We start from the raw sequence: 16,428 nt of genomic DNA on the forward strand, positions 1-16,428 counted from the left end.
CGTGTCGTTAAGCGTCTGTTAACCATGGCAAGCGTTTGGCATTCGGTCAACCCGTAGAGCATATAGAGTACGCTCCTAGAGTACTGTACCTAGAGCACTTTACGCCGCAGCAGGCTGGTGATTGCTTCACCGATCAGCACCAGCACAATGATCGCAATCAGGATGGTCGCCACGGTCGGCCAGGCAAAGGTATCAATCGCGCCTTGCAGAATCACCCCGATACCACCCGCGCCCACCAGGCCCAGCACCGTAGATTCACGAATGTTGATATCCCAACGTAAAATCACAATGGCGAAAAACGCGGGCATGACCTGAGGCATGATCGCATAGACGATGACCTTGGCCTTGGAGGCGCCCGTGGCTTCCATGGCCTCAACTGGCCGCTTATCAATCTCCTCAATGGCTTCGCCCATTAGCTTGCCGATAAACCCAATCGAGCGAAACACGATGGCGAGTATGCCCGCCAGTACGCCGGGCCCGAAAATAGCCACGAACAGCAGCGCCCAGATAATCGTATTCACCGAGCGGCTAGAGACCAGAATAAACCGGCCAAGCCACAGGCAGGCGCGGTTGGGCGTGGTGTTTTGCGCGGCGATATAGGCCACAGGCAGCGCCAGGAAAATGGTCAGAAAGGTGGCTAACGTGGCAATGTGAACCGTTTCAATCAGCGCGTTCAATATATTGCCAAGCCCGGCCGCGCTGGGTGGCCACATCCGGCCGCCAAGGTTTGAGATTTGGTTGGGCGCATCCCACACCCAGGGCCAGAAAATATCGATATCGCGCACCGCCCATACCACTACCATCAGGGTTACGAGCAGTACGGCGTAGCGAATGAGGCGCTCCTTGCGATCAAAACGTTGCCAGACATGATCGGCGAGCTTTTGTGCGTGATCTACCATATTTTTTTCCTTACCCAGCCGCTGATGCCTTCACTGAGCAAAATAACCGCAATGATGACCAGCAAGATCGCAAAGGCGAAATCGTAATCGTAGCGCCCAAAGGCGTTCATCAAGGTGCTGCCAATCCCGCCGGCCCCGACAATACCCACCACGGCAGAGGCGCGCAGGTTACTGTCCAACTGGTACATGGAAAGCCCTACCTGGCGCGGTAAAATCTGCGGGAATACGGCATAAAAGAGTGTTGCCAAGTAGCCGGCGCCCGTGGCGCGCATCGCCTCTACCTGCCCCCAGTCAATCTCCTCAATCTCTTCGGCGAGCAGTTTGCCTACAAAGCCAATCGAGTAGAGGGTGAGCGTTAAAATGCCTGCCAGCGGGCCAAAGCCGACGGCTGCCACAAACAAGATAGCCACAATGACCGGGTGAAAGCTGCGCGAGATAATGATCACCGCGCGACCCACCAGATAAATGGGCATGGGGGCGACATTGCGCGCAGCCATCACGGCAAACGGAATCGACAGAAAAACGCCCAGCAGGGTGGCCAGAATGGCAATCTGAAAGCTTTCTTTAAAGCCCGTTAGCAGCAGCTCGTAGCGCTCAAGATTGGGCGGAAACCCGCCGCTGAAAATACGCGCCGCGCGGGGCAGGCCTTCTGAAATGCGCGCCCAGTTAAACGGCAGTGAGCCAAACGCCCACACCAGGTAGATGACCGCTAAAATGAGAATGCCATAACGAATTAGCGGGTTAGCAATAAACGGCGGCTTTTTCCAAGTACGCGGCACCGTGGCATGAGTGTCAGGCCGGGTCATGGGCGCGCTCCTCGGCAGGGGCGTCGCTTACGGCCTCGTCAGGTGCTTCGATGCCGCCATAAATGGCGTCCAGGGCATCTTTATTGAAATCGGCTGGCACACCATCAAAGATCATCTTGCCGTGACGCAGGCCCACGATACGCTCGGTGTAGGTTTTGGCCTGGGCGACGTTGTGAATATTGATCAGTACCGGCAGCGACAGCTCGCTTGCCAGGCTCTGCAGCAGCATCATGATCTGTTCAGAGGTGCGCGGGTCGAGCGACGCGGTGGGCTCATCGGCCAACAACACTTCAGGTTCCTGCATTAACGCACGCACCACACCCACTCGCTGGCGTTCGCCACCGGATAGCTCATCCGCGCGCTTGTTGGCGTACTGGGCAATGCCTACGCGCTCCATCAACATGAACGCACGCTCAATATCCGCCTGGGGATAGCGGCGGGTAATCGCCTGATAGAGGTTTACGTAGCCCAGCCGCCCGGCCAGCACGTTTTCCATAACGGTCAGGCGGTCGAGCAGGTTGAAGCCCTGAAAGACCATGCCGATTTTGCGGCGGGCGCGGCGCAAGTCGGCGCCTTTAAGGTTAACGAGTTCGGTGCCGTTTAAGGTGATTGAGCCGGAGGTAGGTTCTACCAGGCGATTGATACACCGCAGCATGGTGCTTTTGCCGGCACCTGAGGCGCCCACAATCGACACGACGCTATTGCCCTCTACCTTCAGATCCAGCCCTTCCAGCACGGCCTTATCGCGGCCATAACGTTTGACCAGATTTTTAATTTCCAGCATGTTTTCGCTTCCATCTGCTAGGAATAACCGCGCCACGCAGCCGTGGCGCGGTGCGTGTTACTCTTCCAGATTTTCAGGCGTATAGCTCACGCCATTGGCGGCCTGGATGGTGCGAATAACCTGCCAGTTATCCTTGTAGTTAATGGGGATAAACTTCTCAACGCCTTCAAACTCTTCGCCAAGCTCTGTACCTACGAAATCAAAGCTGAAGAACGCTTCTTCGATTTTTTCAACCAGATCAGGATGCAGGTTGTACGCATAGTTGTAGGACGTCGTGGGGAAGCGGTCTGATTCATAAATCAGGCGAACGTCGTCGGTATCGTAAAGCCCTCGCGCGGCCATGCGGTCCACGACTTCCGAGGCAACCGGGGCGGCATCGTAATCGCGTGCCACAACGCCCAGCATGGATTGGTCGTGGCTACCGGAGTAGACCACCTCGTAATCTTCCTCAGGCGTTATGCCGAGCTCCGGCAGCAGCGCGCGAGGCGCCAGGTTACCCGAGTTGGAAGTGGGTGAGGTATGGGCAACGCGCTTGCCTTTAAGGTCTGAAAGTTCCTGGATATCGGAATCGGCATGGGTGAATAGCTGCAGCGTGTAGCCAAACTGGCCATCATCAGAGCCCATCAGCGCAAACGGAACCGCGCCTGCCAGGTTCACCGCAAACGGCGTGGGGCCCGTCGAGAAACCAGCAATATGCAGGCGTCCGCTGCGCATGGCCTCTACCTGGGCCGCGTTGGATTGGACCGCGAAGAAGCGTACGTCGCGACCGGTCACTTCTGAAAGGTGGTCGATAAAGGGTTGCCAGATATCCGAGTAAATCGCCGGGTCTTCAACCGGGGTGTAAGCAAAAATTAGTGTATCTGGATTGACCCATTCCGACTCATCGGCTGGACGATCAGCAACCATATCGCCATTTTCATCACAGTAAAGGGCATCAAGATCACCGCGCTCACATTCGGCATAAGCGTGTGAGGAAAGCAGTGCGAGGGGGAGTAACGCTGAAGCAGTCAGTAACGCAAGCGGGCGCTTGCAAAAAAGCGACGTAGCCATGGAAAACCTCATTAGTAAGTTATTTTTATGGTCTTGCTGTTTATGATCGTGCTATTTGTTGGTGCATTATTAATGGTTGTATTAAAGGTAGCTAATAAGCGCTTAAGTGTTCTTTTCTCTGCGCTATGTCACCTTCATGGAGACACTCGCTTTTCGAAAGTGCACATTTAGCCGCCTAAATATTGGTTTTCGAAAATCAACTCTTTCAATCTAGGGTTTGTGACAAAGTTATGTCAAACACTTTTCTTGCCTCCTCCGACCATTGGCGCAACCGCTACTTATTAATGCGCCATGGTCATAGCCAGGCGAATCAGCAAAAGTTGATTATTAGCAGTCCGGAGCGCGGTATTGACGCCTTTGGGCTTTCAGAAATGGGCGAACAGCAGCTCGCGCAGGTGGTGGCCAAGTGGGCATGGCCAACGCCTGACCGTGTGATTCATTCCGATTTTCTGCGCACCACCCAAACGGCTGCGCGTGTTGCGAGTGCCTTTAAGCTTGAGATGAGCAGGGATGAGCGTTTGCGTGAACGCTATTTTGGTGAATTCGAAGGCGAGGGGGATATTCATTATCCGGACGTATGGGCGCTGGATGCCCATGACGCTGAGCATTGCCACCGCCAGGTGGAAGCGGTTAGCTCAGTGGCGGCGCGAATGATGGCCGTGATTGAGCACTGGGAAGCGCAAACCCATGATGAAACAATTTTGCTGGTAAGCCACGGTGACCCGCTGCAAATCCTGCTTACCGCATTGGCGGGCAAGCCGCTCAGCCAACATCGTGAGCAGCTTGCCTTATTACCGGCCAGTATTACCGCGGTAGGCGCACGTTAAGCGCACGGCAACGCTTTAGTGACCCAGTATCTGGCTTAAGAACAGCTGAGTACGCTCCGACTGTGGGTTATTGAAGAACGGTTCCGGTGCGTTTTCTTCAATAATCTGCCCTTGGTCCATAAAGATCACCCGGTCGGCGACGGTTTTGGCAAAGCCCATTTCATGGGTGACGCAGAGCATGGTCATGCCTTCATTGGCAAGCTCCACCATTACGTCCAGCACTTCCTTGATCATTTCCGGGTCAAGAGCGGAGGTGGGCTCATCGAACAGCATGATATCCGGGTGCATGCACAGCGAACGGGCGATGGCTACGCGCTGCTGCTGGCCGCCGGAAAGCTGGCCGGGGTATTTCCTGGCCTGTTCTGCAATCTTTACCCGTTCCAGATAGCGCATCGCCTGGGCCTCGGCTTCCTTGCGGGGCTTTTTCTGTACCCACATCGGCGCGATACAGCAGTTCTCAAGCACGCTTAAATGGGGGAAAAGATTGAAGTGCTGAAACACCATGCCGACGCTGCGGCGAATCTGCTCGATACGTTTTACATCCTGGGTAAGCGGCACGCCGCCGACCACTATTTCGCCTTGCTGATGCTCTTCAAGGTGATTGATGCAGCGAATCAGCGTCGATTTACCCGAACCAGACGGGCCGCAGATAACGATACGCTCACCGCGTTTTACTTCGAAATCAATATCGCGGAGTACGTGAAAGTCGCCGTACCACTTGTTAACGCCGCGCATTTCAACCATCAGATCAGAAGTACTTGTGTCCGTACTTGTATCCGTACTTGTGTCATGAGTGCTTGTATCAGAGCTATTAGTGGCTGCTTGTGTCATGTGTGAAATCCTACTCAAAATCTTTAAGGAAAGCGGCGTTAGCGCTTATGGCCGGTATTGAGCTTGCGTTCCAGATACTGGCTATAGCGCGACATGCTGAAGCAGAAAATCCAGAAAACGAACGCTGCAAATACATAGCCTTCAATGGAAAAGCCCAGCCAGTTCGAGTCGGAAAGCGCAGCCTGCACGATCCCCAATAGATCAAACAGCCCGATAATCATGACCAGCGTGGTGTCTTTAAATAGCGAGATAAACGTATTGACGATGCCTGGAATCATCATCTTCAGCGCCTGCGGCATCACGATAAGCCCCATGCGTTTCCAGTACGTCATCCCTAGCGCGGCAGCCGCCTCTTCCTGACCTTTGGGAATCGCCTGCAGGCCGCCGCGGATCACCTCGGCCATATACGCACTTTGAAACAGCGTCAGACCGATCAGAGCGCGCACCAGGCGGTCGACAGTGATATCCGAAGGCAGAAAGAGCGGCAGCATGACCGAGGCCATAAACAACACGGTAATCAGTGGCACGCCGCGCCAGAACTCAATAAAAATGACGCAAAAGCTTTTCACGATCGGCATGTTGGAACGCCGCCCCAGGGCCAGCACAATGCCGATGGGCAGTGCCCCAATCATGCCCACAGAAGCCAGCAGCAGCGTTAGCATTAAGCCGCCCCAGCGGTGGGTCGGTACACGTGGCAAATCAAAATAACCGCCGTGCAGCAGCACGTAAGCTGCGACCGGGAAGCCCACTAACGCAAGCACCGCCACCCAGCGTTTAAACGGCATGCGCGGTATGGCAAGCCATGCAATAAGCGCAAAGAAGCCCGCAAAGACGATATTGGCCCGCCAAACCTCATCGCGTGGGTAGAGGCCATACATGAACTGGCTAAAGCGCGCCTTCACAAATACCCAGCAGGCACCTTCGCGCGAGCAGTCTTCCCGTGTGGTGCCAGTCCAGTCAGCGTTGATAAATGCCCACTGAATGGTCGGCACCAGCAGTAGATACAGCACGTAAAGGCCAATCAGGGTAAACAGCGTGTTAATAGGGCCGCTGAATAAGTTGGCGCGAAGCCAGGCAAGCGGACCAATGGTGTTGGTAGGCGCTGGCCGCTGATTGATCATGGTTTGATTATGAATCATGCAGAAATCCTCACCGTCACTTAGCGCTCGACCAGCGCCACGCGGGCGTTGAACCAGTTCATAAACATGGAAACCAACAGACTGATGGTCAGATACACCGCCATGGTCATGGCAATGACCTCAATGGCTTGGCCTGTTTGGTTGAGCGTAGTGCCCGCAAACACTGAAACGAGGTCGGGGTAGCCGATCGCGGTAGCCAGTGACGAGTTCTTGATCAGGTTCAAGTACTGGCTGGTCAGCGGGGGGATAATGACCCGCAGCGCTTGAGGAATGACCACCAGACGCAGCACAAGGTTACGCGGCAGGCTTAGCGCCTGCGCCGCTTCGGTTTGCCCATGAGAAATCGCCTGGATACCCGAGCGGACAATTTCGGCAATAAACGCGGCGGTATAGATCGACAGCGCCAGCCACAAGGCTAAAAACTCGGGGATGATCGTAAAGCCGCCCCGGAAGTTAAACCCGCGCAGCTCAGGTATATCCCAGGTCACCGGCACACCTGTTCCGAGCAAGACCAGCAGCGGTAAACCAAAAATGAGCGCCAGTGAGATCCAGATAGCCGGCAGGCGCTTGCCCGTGGCCTCGTGACGACGCCTATTCCAGATCACTAAAATAACGCTGGCCACAATCGCTACCAAAAACGTTGCCGGAATTAACCCGAAGCCCGACTCAAAAAGCGGCTCGGGCAAATAAAGGCCCCGCACGTTAAGAAATAGAACTTCGCCAAAAGACAAACTCTCCCGGGCGCTTGGTAGAGCCCGCAGTACGGCAAAGTACCAAAAGAAAATTTGCAGCAGCAGCGGAATATTACGAAAGGTTTCGATATAGGCGGTGGCAAGGCGTGCCAGTAGCCAGTTAGGTGAAAGGCGAGCAATCCCCACGATAAAGCCAATCGTGGTGGCCGCTAATACCCCGAACCCGCCCACCAATAATGTATTGAGCAACCCGACCAAGAAGGTTCGGCCATAGGTGTCCTGAGAGGAGTAGTCGATCAGACTTTGGACGATCCCAAAGCCTGCGGTGTTATTTAAAAAGCCAAAGCCGGTGGTGATCCCCCGGGAGGATAAGTTGTCCTGAACATTACCCACGATATATAGCAGGAAGACGGCGACCGCCGCCGTTAAAAGAAGTTGGAAAATCAGTGCACGCTTAGCGCGGTCTCGCCAGAACGGCGGCTTTTGGCCAGCGGGGCGAGTATTGGGTCTTACCGACATGGGTGGCGTCTCCGCGATACGGAAGGTCAATCAAATGGCCCGCCTGCCCCTTAAAACAGGAACTTAAAGCACGTACTGAATGCGTACCTGATAAGGGCGACGGGCCGGGTCAAGCGAGACGCTTAGCGAATCGGCGGTGCGTACTGGAAGCCACCTTGGTTCCAAAGGGCGTTAGCACCCCGTTCGATTTCAAGCGGAGAGTCCATGCCGACATTGCGATCAAAACTCTCGGCGTAGTTACCCACCTGGCTGATAATGTTGTAAGCCCAGTCAGCTTCTAAGCCCATGCCTTCACCGTAGTTGCCGTCCTGGCCCAATAGGCGCGCGATATCGGGATTTTCGGAGCTGGTCATATCGTCAACGTTTTCGCTGGTCACGCCGTACTCTTCAGCGTTCAGCATGGCAAACAGCGACCATTTCACGATGTTGAACCAGGTGTCATCGCCCTGGCGAACCACCGGGCCCAGCGGCTCCTTGGAAATGATATCGGGTAGAATGACGGCACCATCCGGATCGTCTAGCTGAATGCGCAGGGCTGCCAGCTGAGAGGTATCGGAGGTCAATACGTCACAGCGACCGGCCTGGAAGCCGCCCACGGTCTGTTCTGAGGTATCAAACACAATGGGGTCGAACTGCATATCGTTGGCGCGGAAATAATCGGCCACGTTTAGCTCGGTCGTAGTGCCGGTTTGGATACAGATCGCCGCGCCGTCCAGCTCATCAGCGCCGCTAATTTCTAAGTCGCGGCTGACCATAAAGCCGATACCGTCGTAGAAGTTGACGCCAGCAAAGTTCAGGCCCAGCGTGGTATCGCGGGTAGTGGTCCAGGTGGTGTTGCGCGAAAGCAGATCCACTTCGCCTGACTGAAGAGCCGTAAAGCGTTCTACCGCATTAAGCGAAATGTAATTCACCGCGTCGGCATCGCCCAGAACAGCAGCAGCCACGGCACGGCACACATCGACATCCAGCCCTTGCCAGTTGCCATCGCCGTCGGGTGCGGAGAAGCCTGGCAAACCGTCACTAACGCCGCACTGAACCGCACCACGCTCGATGGTATCTTCCAAAGTGGCTGCATTCGCCGTTGAGGTGCCTGCTAGCGTAACCACGCCTGCCGAGGCCAGCAGTACTAAGTGTTTTTTAGTTAGCATCATAGAGTTTCCCATTATGTTTAGTCTTGTTATGCATGCAGAGGCATGACATATAAAACTAGCAAGGAAGATGCCAACATGGGATATCGCCAAATTCAGCGCTTTTCAACGCAAAACATCCCGGTTCCGACGAAAGTTTAGGTGCAAAAAATTAGAAACGGTTACTGCACGCTCTGACTTGGTGCAGTAACCGCCGATTGACTGCTAAAAGTGATTAACGAATGGGCGGCGCGTACTGGATACCGCCATCTTTCCACAGCGCGTTCAAGCCGCGGGCGATCTTGAAGTTGGAATCCGCCCCCACGTTACGCTCATAAATTTCCGCATAGTTGCCTACTTGCTTGATGATTTGGTAGGCCCAGTCTTCATTCAAGCCCATGCCTTCGCCATAGTTACCGTCTTGACCAAGCAAGCGCGCGATATCCGGGTTATTGGTACTGCGCTGTTCATCGACGTTTTCGCTGGTCACGCCGTACTCTTCAGCATTGAGCATGGCAAACAGCGACCACTTCACAATATTGAACCACTGGTCATCGCCTTGGCGTACGGCAGGGCCAAGTGGCTCTTTGGAAATGATCTCGGGCAGTACGACGGCCATATTCGGGTCGGCCAGCTGCATACGCTGGGCGTAAAGCTGAGAAGCGTCAGAGCTTAAAACATCGCATCGGCCCGCTTCGAAACCCGCAATGGATTGCTCAGGGGAGTCAAAGACCACCGCGTCGTAACTCATGTCATTAATACGGAAGTAGTCGGAAAGGTTCAGCTCGCTGGTCGTGCCCGACTGGGTGCATACCGCCGCCCCGTCGAGATCCTCGGCACTTTGCACGCCTAGGTCGCTTGCGACCATAAAGGCCTGACCATCGTAGTAGGTTACCCCAGTAAACTGCAGGCCCAGCGTCGTATCGCGGCTTGACGACCAGGTGGTGGTGCGAGACAGCAAATCCACCTCGCCAGACTGTAGCGCGGTAAACCGCTCGACCGAGTCCAGTGGTACAAAATCTACCTTACTGGCGTCCCCCAGGGCAGCGGCGGCAACCGCACGGCAAACGTCAGTGTCCAGGCCGCGATACTGATCGCCATCATCCAGAGAGGAGAAGCCGGGCTGCGCGGCATTAACGCCACAGCGCACGCTGTCGCGGGATTGCACTTTTTCAAGCGTAAGGGTATTCGCCAGGGCGAATACGGGAACCAGAGCACAGGCGCTAATACTTAACCAACGTACGGTTTTCATTGTTGTTTCCTTAACGTTGAGACACAAAAAAGCCGGGCAGAGCAGCCCGGCCTTTATCGCTTGCTGGCGCGTGCGTTACGCGAATGCTTTGCGCATAAACGGCGGCAGCGCCAGGGCGCCACGGTGGGCATCCACTGTGTAGTACTGTAGCGGCATTTCGTGGCTAGCGGCAGCCTCTTCGCGGAAGGTTTCCACGTTGGTGCCTTTACCGGCCAGCGTCACGCTCCACCAGCCAGACGGGTAAACCGGCTGAGGGAAGGGCAGCGTGGCAACGCTTGAAAAGCCCGCTTCGCGCATATCATGGCGCAGCTCGCGAATGATCGAGCCGCTGTGATAAAGCGGCGATTCGCTCTGCTGAACCATCACGCCATCGGCTTTCAGGATGCGATGACAGCGCTTCAGGAAGTCGGTCTTGAACAAGCCTTCGGCGGGGCCAACCGGGTCGGTGGAGTCGATAATCAGCACGTCAATGCTTTCATCGGCAGCGTCATCCACCCATTTGACGCCATCAGCGAACAGCAGCTCGGCACGCGGGTCGTCGTTGGCTTCAACCAGCGCGGGGAAGAAACGCTCCGCGGCCTTGGTGACTTCCTCATCGATATCGATCTGGGTGACTTTCTCAACGTCTGGATGACGCAGCACTTCTTTCAGTGTGCCGCAGTCACCGCCGCCGATAATCACCACGCGCTTGGGTGCTGGATGAGTAAACAGTGCCGGGTGGGCGATCATTTCGTGATACAGGAAGTTGTCGCGGTCGGTGAGCATCACGCAGCCATCCAGCACCATCAAGTTGCCGTAGGTTTCGGTGGCGTACACTTCCAGGTGCTGGTACTCACTCTGCACATCCAATAGCTTTTCAGAGATCTTCAGCGAGAAGGCGCTGCCGTGGCTATCAAACACTTCGGTAAACCACTGGTCGTCGCGTAATTCGCTCATCAATTGGCTCCTGAGGAAGGGGTGTTGGAGTGGGTGGGAATGCCTTGGTGATACTGCGGGCTTAGCTCGTGCAGTGCCTCCATAAAGGCGGTGACATTATCCGGATTGGTAAACTGGCTGATGCCGTGGCCCAGGTTGAACACGTGGCCCGGGCCATGGCCGTAACTTTCCAGCACGCGGGCGACTTCGGCACGAATCGCCGACGGGCGGGCAAACAGTACGTTAGGGTCCAGATTGCCTTGTAGCGCGACCTTATGGCCAACGCGGGCGCGGGCGTTTGAAAGCTCGGTTGACCAGTCGATACCGAGTGCGTCAGCACCGGCACAAGCGATATGCTCAAGCCACTGGCCGCCGTTCTTGGTGAACAGGATCACCGGCACGCGGCGTCCGTCGTGCTCGCGAATCAGCCCGGAAACGATCTGCTCCATGTAGCGCAGCGAGAACTCCAAGTACGCCGGGGTAGACAGCGCGCCGCCCCAGGTATCGAAAATCTGCACCGCCTGGGCGCCTGCGCGAATCTGGGCATTCAGGTAGTCGGTTACCGACTGGGCCAGGGTATCCAGCAGCTGGTGCATGGTGTCTGGCGTGTCGTAGAGCATGGTTTTCAGGTGGCGGAAGTCCTTGCTTGAGCCACCTTCCACCATATAAGTCGCCAGGGTCCAGGGGCTTCCCGAGAAGCCGATCAGCGGCATACGCCCGTTCAGCTCGCGGCGGATGGTGGATACCGCACGCATGACGTAGTCCAGGTCGCGCTCGGCGTCCGGTACGCTGAGTGCGGCGACTTCTTCCGGGGTGCGCACGGTCTTGCGAAATTTGGGGCCTTCGCCGGTTTCAAAATAGAGTCCCAGGCCCATGGCGTCAGGAATCGTCAGGATATCTGAAAACAGAATCGCAGCGTCTAGCGGATAGCGCTCCAACGGCTGCAGAGTGACTTCGCAGGCCAGGTCATGGTTGCGGCACAGGTCCATAAAGCTGCCCGCATCTGCACGGCTGGCGCGGTATTCCGGTAGATAGCGGCCGGCTTGGCGCATCATCCACACCGGCGTGCGGTCGACAGGTTGACGCGCCAGCGCGCGCAGGAAACGGTCGTTTTGCAGAGGTGTGGGGGTCATAAATACTAGCCCTTAGGAAATTTGCCCGCATTGTAGGCGAGCAATTGTACTTTAAGATAGGTGCCAGGCAGTGATGTGCATGGCAAAAATCGTCGCAACCCGACAATTTTTCTCGTGGCTCACACCCTATGCGACCCGTGAGCTAAAGGCGACTTCCTGATAAACTACCCGCCTATTTTACCAACATTGGTGTGGTTAACTGGTTTGGTTAATCAGCGAGGTAACCTGTGACCATTCGCTTTATTGCTGCTTCCCGACTGCCCACCCCTTGGGCCACGTTCACTATGCATGGCTTCGAAGACGAAGCGACGGGCAAAGATCATATCGCTTTAACGCTCGGCGATGTTAAGGGCGGTGAGCCTGTATTGGGGCGCGTACATTCCGAGTGCCTGACCGGCGATGCGCTTTTTTCCATGCGCTGCGACTGTGGCTACCAGCTACAGGAAGCGCTTAAGCGTATTGCCGAAGAGGGCCGGGGCGTACTGCTTTATCTGCGCCAGGAAGGGCGCGGTATTGGCTTGCTCAATAAGATCCGCGCCTATCATCTGCAAGACCAGGGCGCGGATACGGTAGAGGCCAACGAGCAGCTAGGCTTTGGTGCCGATATGCGCCGCTATGATTTGTGCGTGCCTATGCTCAACCATTTGGGTATTACCGCGCTAAAGCTGATGACCAATAACCCGCGTAAAGTGGATGCGCTGACTCGGGATGGCGTCAATGTGGTCGAACGGCTGCCCATCACCACCGGCCTCAACCCGCATAACGAGCAGTACCTAGCCACCAAGGCAGGCAAGCTTGGCCATATGATGGCGCTGGGTGATTTTACCCAGGCAAGCGATGTGGATATCGAGCGAAAAGGCTGAAAATAACGCCTTAATGCGGTTAAAACTGCCAAAAATTGCTTTTTCTTAAACTTTTTTGCCCGGCGTCTGGGCTATGTTGATACAGACCGGTTTTGATACAGACCGATGCTGATACATAGCAGGACGCTAATTATCTGCAAAAGAGTAAGGAGGAGCAACGATGAAAGCACTTTGCTGGCATGGCAAAAATGACGTTCGTTACGACACGGTTCCCGATCCTGAAATAGAACATCCTCGCGATGCGATTATCAATGTAAGCAGCTGCGCTATCTGCGGCTCTGACATGCATCTTTACGATCACTTTATACCCGGTATGCAATGCGGCGACGTGCTTGGCCATGAGTTTATGGGCGAAGTCATGGAGGTGGGCAGCGCTAACAAGACGTTAAAGGTCGGCGACCGGGTGGTGGTGCCGTTCACTATTTTCTGCGGTGAATGCGAGCAGTGCCAACGCGGCAATTACTCGGTTTGCGAACGCTCCAACCGTAATAAATCCCTGGCCGACAAGGCCTTTGGCCACGGCGGTGCCGGGCTGTTTGGTTACTCACATTTAACCGGCGGCTATGCAGGCGGCCAAGCGGAATTTGTCCGCGTGCCGTTTGCCGATACAACGCATATCAAAGTTCCCGACACACTTACCGACGAGCAGGTGCTATTCCTCGGGGATATTTTCCCAACCGGCTGGCAGGCCGCCGTGCAGTGCGATATTCAGCCCACCGATACGGTCGTTATCTGGGGGGCGGGGCCGGTTGGTCAGTTCTGTATTCGCAGCGCCGTCTTGCTGGGTGCCCGCCAGGTAGTGGTGATCGACAACGTGCCTGAACGCCTTTCCATGGCCCAGGCGGGCGGGGCGATCACGATTAATTTCGAGCATGAGAGTGTGCTTGGCCGCTTGCAGGAGCTGACCAACGGCAAAGGCCCGGAAAAATGTATCGATGCGGTAGGCCTTGAAGCGCATGCCACGCGCTCACTGGATTCTGCCTATGATCGGGTCAAGCAGGCGATGATGCTGGAAAGTGACCGCGCCCATGTTCTGCGCGAGATGATTTACGTATGTCGTCCAGCTGGCGTGCTGTCCATTCCCGGCGTTTACGGCGGGCTTGTCGATAAAATCCCCATGGGCGCGCTAATGAACAAGGGGCTTACCGTGCGCACCGGCCAGACCCACGTTAATCGCTGGACCGATGACCTGCTCAAGCGTATCGATGAAGGGCAGATTGATCCCTCTTTTGTCATTACCCACTCCGTAGGCCTGGATCAGGGGCCTGAAATGTATAAGACCTTCCGCGAGAAGCAGGATGGTTGCGTCAAGGTGATTCTCAAACCTTGATCAACAAGCCATGGAGGTAGCTATGCACCATCAATATCATCAATCACAACATATGACCCGTTCATTAAGCACCGCCGATAGAGTCGCCCGCGGGCTTGGCTGGCTAAGTCTGGGCCTGGGGCTTTATCAGCTGTTGGCGCCGCATAAGCTAGGTGAACAACTTGGGTTGCGCGGCCATGAGAACAAGGTGCGTGCCTGCGGCGCGCGTGAAATGATCAGCGGCATTGGCGCACTGACCGATAATCCAACGCCTGCGATCTGGAGCCGGGTAGGCGGCGATACTCTTGACCTGGCTGCACTGACCTACGCGCTTCAGGATAGACATAACCCCAAGCGAAAGAACCTTTATCTGGCGCTAACCGCCGTGGGGATTATTACCGCAGTCGATGTCTACTGTGCCCAGGCGTTAAGCAAACGGCATGCTTACCAAGCTGGTGTCACGCCGGATTACAGCCACCGCAGCGGCTTCCCACAAGGCCTGGAAAGCGCCCGCGGCGCGGCGCGTGATTTTAAAGTGCCCAATGATATGCAGGATGCGCTACCCAGCTTGCCGCTTTAGCTTTATTTTATTTACTTTAATAGTGCAGACATGTCGCTGTTTTAAGCGTTATGTATTAAACACAGCGTTCTAAGTACAGCGGCCACTGTTTCATGACCTTACAAAGCCCAGGCGCTCAACCAACGGCGCCTGGGCTTTGTCATATTTGAGAGGTAGAGTGATGTCTGGTGATTGGCTCTCACCGCTCAATGACGGCAGCTCTTAAAATGGAGCAGGGCATGAACAACGCACACGATGTTGAACCTGAAGAATTCAGCGCTTTAGAAGAGCGCCTGCACAGCATTAGCCACGGGGTAGGCGCGTTACTGAGCTTAATTGGGGTCATGGTGCTGCTGGTGATGGCGAGTATTGCTGCCCACGTAGACCCGTGGAAGCTGGTGAGCCTTGGCTTGTACGGCATAACGCTGGTGTTGCTGTATACCGCTTCTACCCTTTATCACGGTGTTGCGCATCGACTCTGGAAGCAGCGCTTCCAGCTACTGGATCACTGCGCGATCTATCTTCTTATCGCGGGTACTTATACACCGTTTTTGCTTGTGAATATGCGCGGCCCTACCGGCTGGACGCTATTTGCCGCCGTGTGGTCGCTCGCGCTGATCGGGATTATCTGCAAATTGCTATGGCCGCAGCGCTTCGCGATCTTGAGAGTGGTGATTTATCTGCTGATGGGCTGGATGATTGTGTTGGCAACCGAAGAAATGACCGCCAGCCTCTCGGTAACCGGGATTACCTTGTTAGCGGCGGGCGGTATGTTCTACACGCTGGGCGTGATTTTCTACGCCGTGCGGGCGATCCCCTATAATCATGCTATTTGGCACCTGTTTGTAGTGGCGGGCAGCGTATGCCACTACTTTGCGGTAGTGGCAGCCGTGTTGCCTTATTCGACTTGAAGCGTTAAGTGTTTACTCGGCCGCTTGCTTCTCACGCGCCACCGCTTTTGCCAAGGCCGGGCGTTGGGTGTGGCGTTTGTGATAGGCCACAAGCGGCTCTGGCAGGCGGTGCTTCATGCTGATCGCCCAGGAAAGCGTATGGGTGAGAAATATATCCGCCAGCGTGAAAGTATTGCCCACCAGGGTTTCCTGGCCTTGAAAACGCCGTTCTAACGCACTCAGTGCACGCTGAAATTCCCACGTAGCCGTCGGCACGATAGTCGGCACACGCTTGTCTTCAGGCAGTGCAAACTTATGCTTGGCGTGGGTCCACAGCGGCTGTTCTATTTCGGTAACGATAAAGCTTAGCCACTGGTCAACTTGGGCTCGCTCGGCGGCGTTAGCGGGTAGCAAACTGCCATTGCCATACTGCTCGGCCAGATAACGACAAATGGCCGAGGATTCAAACAGGGTAAGCTCGCCGTCTTCCAGCACCGGCACTTTGCCATCTGGATGGCGCGCCAGATGCTCCGGAGTATGGCCTTCACCTTTATCTAGCGCGACATAGCGACAATCGTAGTCCATACCCAACTCTTCAAGCGTCCAGGCGGCGCGCAGTGAGCGAGAATGGGGAAAGCTGTACAGCGTAATCATGGCGTGCTCCTGACAAGGTGCCAGCCGTCGCTGGCGAAAAGAAGACGCCTTCAATCTAGCGGCCCGATGCCAGGATGTCGATATAGGCAAGGTTATTAACGCGGCCCGCAGAGGGGCCGCGCACTCGGCACCGCTGAAGCTGGTGCTAGAGCGCTATATAAAAGCGTTGCAGCACCTGT

General features: G+C 55.5%; 17 protein-coding genes. 5 read left to right on the forward strand and 12 right to left on the reverse strand.

Translation table 11 applies throughout. The annotated features are described in order from the left end of the window. Nucleotides 1-89: 89 nt before the first annotated feature. From phnE (ACT3XD_RS15020) to phnD, 4 genes are read right to left on the reverse strand one after another with little or no spacing between them, the layout of a single operon-like run. On the reverse strand, nt 90-899 hold the full coding sequence (gene phnE / locus ACT3XD_RS15020; protein WP_192538807.1) for a phosphonate ABC transporter, permease protein PhnE: 810 nt from the start codon (nt 897-899) through the stop codon (nt 90-92). Then, nucleotides 893-1,705 (reverse strand): phosphonate ABC transporter, permease protein PhnE, encoded by an 813-nt coding sequence (gene phnE, locus ACT3XD_RS15025; protein WP_192538808.1) that lies wholly within the window; start codon nt 1,703-1,705, stop codon nt 893-895. The genes phnE (ACT3XD_RS15020) and phnE (ACT3XD_RS15025) overlap by 7 nt, the downstream gene beginning before the upstream one ends. After that, nucleotides 1,692-2,489, reverse strand: a complete 798-nt coding sequence (phnC, locus tag ACT3XD_RS15030; protein ID WP_192538809.1) for a phosphonate ABC transporter ATP-binding protein — start codon at nt 2,487-2,489, stop codon at nt 1,692-1,694. Before phnC ends, phnE (ACT3XD_RS15025) begins: the two co-directional genes overlap by 14 nt. Nucleotides 2,490-2,546: 57 nt before the next feature. Continuing rightward, complete coding sequence (gene phnD / locus ACT3XD_RS15035) at nt 2,547-3,539, reverse strand: phosphate/phosphite/phosphonate ABC transporter substrate-binding protein (RefSeq protein WP_192538810.1); 993 nt, start codon at nt 3,537-3,539, stop codon at nt 2,547-2,549. Between the two features lie 230 nt (nt 3,540-3,769). Between phnD and ACT3XD_RS15040 the strand changes: the two genes are divergently transcribed. Continuing rightward, a complete protein-coding gene (locus ACT3XD_RS15040) occupies nt 3,770-4,366 on the forward strand; it encodes a histidine phosphatase family protein (protein WP_192538811.1) in 597 nt (198 codons plus the stop codon). A gap of 15 nt (nt 4,367-4,381) precedes the next feature. Here ACT3XD_RS15040 and ACT3XD_RS15045 read toward each other — a convergent pair whose 3' ends face one another. The 7 genes from ACT3XD_RS15045 to hemE form a co-directional block, all read right to left on the reverse strand. Beyond that, nucleotides 4,382-5,110 carry an amino acid ABC transporter ATP-binding protein gene (locus ACT3XD_RS15045; protein ID WP_040460265.1) on the reverse strand — a complete coding sequence of 243 codons (729 nt, stop codon included), beginning with the start codon at nt 5,108-5,110 and terminating at the stop codon, nt 4,382-4,384. Between the two features lie 125 nt (nt 5,111-5,235). Then, the gene (locus ACT3XD_RS15050; protein WP_192538812.1) at nt 5,236-6,336 is read right to left on the reverse strand and encodes an amino acid ABC transporter permease; all 1,101 of its coding nucleotides are present in this window, start codon (nt 6,334-6,336) and stop codon (nt 5,236-5,238) included. A 20-nt stretch (nt 6,337-6,356) separates the two neighbouring features. Beyond that, nucleotides 6,357-7,547 carry an amino acid ABC transporter permease gene (locus ACT3XD_RS15055; RefSeq protein WP_192538813.1) on the reverse strand — a complete coding sequence of 397 codons (1,191 nt, stop codon included), beginning with the start codon at nt 7,545-7,547 and terminating at the stop codon, nt 6,357-6,359. A gap of 122 nt (nt 7,548-7,669) precedes the next feature. Beyond that, nucleotides 7,670-8,695, reverse strand: coding sequence for an amino acid ABC transporter substrate-binding protein (locus ACT3XD_RS15060; RefSeq protein ID WP_192538832.1), 1,026 nt, complete (start codon nt 8,693-8,695; stop codon nt 7,670-7,672). 214 nt (nt 8,696-8,909) lie between these two features. Further along, on the reverse strand, nt 8,910-9,926 hold the full coding sequence (locus ACT3XD_RS15065) for an amino acid ABC transporter substrate-binding protein (protein WP_192538814.1): 1,017 nt from the start codon (nt 9,924-9,926) through the stop codon (nt 8,910-8,912). Between the two features lie 75 nt (nt 9,927-10,001). After that, nucleotides 10,002-10,862, reverse strand: a complete 861-nt coding sequence (gene speE / locus ACT3XD_RS15070) for a polyamine aminopropyltransferase (RefSeq protein ID WP_192538815.1) — start codon at nt 10,860-10,862, stop codon at nt 10,002-10,004. Beyond that, nucleotides 10,862-11,974: a uroporphyrinogen decarboxylase gene (hemE, locus tag ACT3XD_RS15075; protein WP_192538816.1), complete on the reverse strand. Its 1,113-nt coding sequence runs from the start codon at nt 11,972-11,974 to the stop codon at nt 10,862-10,864. The genes speE and hemE overlap by 1 nt, the downstream gene beginning before the upstream one ends. A gap of 227 nt (nt 11,975-12,201) precedes the next feature. Between hemE and ribA the strand changes: the two genes are divergently transcribed. The 4 genes from ribA to trhA all read left to right on the forward strand — a co-directional run bounded on the left by ribA (nt 12,202) and on the right by trhA (nt 15,616). Then, nucleotides 12,202-12,837, forward strand: a complete 636-nt coding sequence (ribA, locus tag ACT3XD_RS15080) for a GTP cyclohydrolase II (RefSeq protein WP_192538817.1) — start codon at nt 12,202-12,204, stop codon at nt 12,835-12,837. Between the two features lie 160 nt (nt 12,838-12,997). Continuing rightward, nucleotides 12,998-14,167 (forward strand): zinc-dependent alcohol dehydrogenase, encoded by a 1,170-nt coding sequence (locus tag ACT3XD_RS15085; RefSeq protein ID WP_192538818.1) that lies wholly within the window; start codon nt 12,998-13,000, stop codon nt 14,165-14,167. Between the two features lie 22 nt (nt 14,168-14,189). Continuing rightward, nucleotides 14,190-14,726 carry a hypothetical protein gene (locus ACT3XD_RS15090; protein WP_192538819.1) on the forward strand — a complete coding sequence of 179 codons (537 nt, stop codon included), beginning with the start codon at nt 14,190-14,192 and terminating at the stop codon, nt 14,724-14,726. 218 nt (nt 14,727-14,944) lie between these two features. Beyond that, the gene (gene trhA / locus ACT3XD_RS15095; RefSeq protein ID WP_192538820.1) at nt 14,945-15,616 is read left to right on the forward strand and encodes a PAQR family membrane homeostasis protein TrhA; all 672 of its coding nucleotides are present in this window, start codon (nt 14,945-14,947) and stop codon (nt 15,614-15,616) included. A 12-nt stretch (nt 15,617-15,628) separates the two neighbouring features. Here the strand turns inward: trhA and ACT3XD_RS15100 are convergent, their stop codons facing one another. Further along, nucleotides 15,629-16,249 (reverse strand): glutathione S-transferase family protein, encoded by a 621-nt coding sequence (locus ACT3XD_RS15100; protein WP_192538821.1) that lies wholly within the window; start codon nt 16,247-16,249, stop codon nt 15,629-15,631. Nucleotides 16,250-16,428: the final 179 nt, after the last annotated feature.

The organism is Halomonas sp. AOP7-B1-5, from assembly GCF_052353045.1.
Classification (GTDB): Bacteria; Pseudomonadota; Gammaproteobacteria; order Pseudomonadales; family Halomonadaceae; genus Vreelandella; species Vreelandella colorata.

Excerpts from the sequence above, each read along its gene's own strand:
- phnE (WP_192538807.1), bottom strand. The coding sequence starts at position 899 with ATGGTAGATCACGCACAAAAGCTCGCCGATCATGTCTGGCAACGTTTT.
- phnE (WP_192538808.1), bottom strand. The coding sequence starts at position 1,705 with ATGACCCGGCCTGACACTCATGCCACGGTGCCGCGTACTTGGAAAAAG.
- phnC (WP_192538809.1), bottom strand. The coding sequence starts at position 2,489 with ATGCTGGAAATTAAAAATCTGGTCAAACGTTATGGCCGCGATAAGGCC.
- phnD (WP_192538810.1), bottom strand. The coding sequence starts at position 3,539 with ATGGCTACGTCGCTTTTTTGCAAGCGCCCGCTTGCGTTACTGACTGCT.
- ACT3XD_RS15040 (WP_192538811.1), top strand. The coding sequence starts at position 3,770 with ATGTCAAACACTTTTCTTGCCTCCTCCGACCATTGGCGCAACCGCTAC.
- ACT3XD_RS15045 (WP_040460265.1), bottom strand. The coding sequence starts at position 5,110 with ATGGTTGAAATGCGCGGCGTTAACAAGTGGTACGGCGACTTTCACGTA.
- ACT3XD_RS15050 (WP_192538812.1), bottom strand. The coding sequence starts at position 6,336 with ATGATTCATAATCAAACCATGATCAATCAGCGGCCAGCGCCTACCAAC.
- ACT3XD_RS15055 (WP_192538813.1), bottom strand. The coding sequence starts at position 7,547 with ATGTCGGTAAGACCCAATACTCGCCCCGCTGGCCAAAAGCCGCCGTTC.
- ACT3XD_RS15060 (WP_192538832.1), bottom strand. The coding sequence starts at position 8,695 with ATGCTAACTAAAAAACACTTAGTACTGCTGGCCTCGGCAGGCGTGGTT.
- ACT3XD_RS15065 (WP_192538814.1), bottom strand. The coding sequence starts at position 9,926 with ATGAAAACCGTACGTTGGTTAAGTATTAGCGCCTGTGCTCTGGTTCCC.
- speE (WP_192538815.1), bottom strand. The coding sequence starts at position 10,862 with ATGAGCGAATTACGCGACGACCAGTGGTTTACCGAAGTGTTTGATAGC.
- hemE (WP_192538816.1), bottom strand. The coding sequence starts at position 11,974 with ATGACCCCCACACCTCTGCAAAACGACCGTTTCCTGCGCGCGCTGGCG.
- ACT3XD_RS15085 (WP_192538818.1), top strand. The coding sequence starts at position 12,998 with ATGAAAGCACTTTGCTGGCATGGCAAAAATGACGTTCGTTACGACACG.
- ACT3XD_RS15090 (WP_192538819.1), top strand. The coding sequence starts at position 14,190 with ATGCACCATCAATATCATCAATCACAACATATGACCCGTTCATTAAGC.
- trhA (WP_192538820.1), top strand. The coding sequence starts at position 14,945 with ATGAACAACGCACACGATGTTGAACCTGAAGAATTCAGCGCTTTAGAA.
- ACT3XD_RS15100 (WP_192538821.1), bottom strand. The coding sequence starts at position 16,249 with ATGATTACGCTGTACAGCTTTCCCCATTCTCGCTCACTGCGCGCCGCC.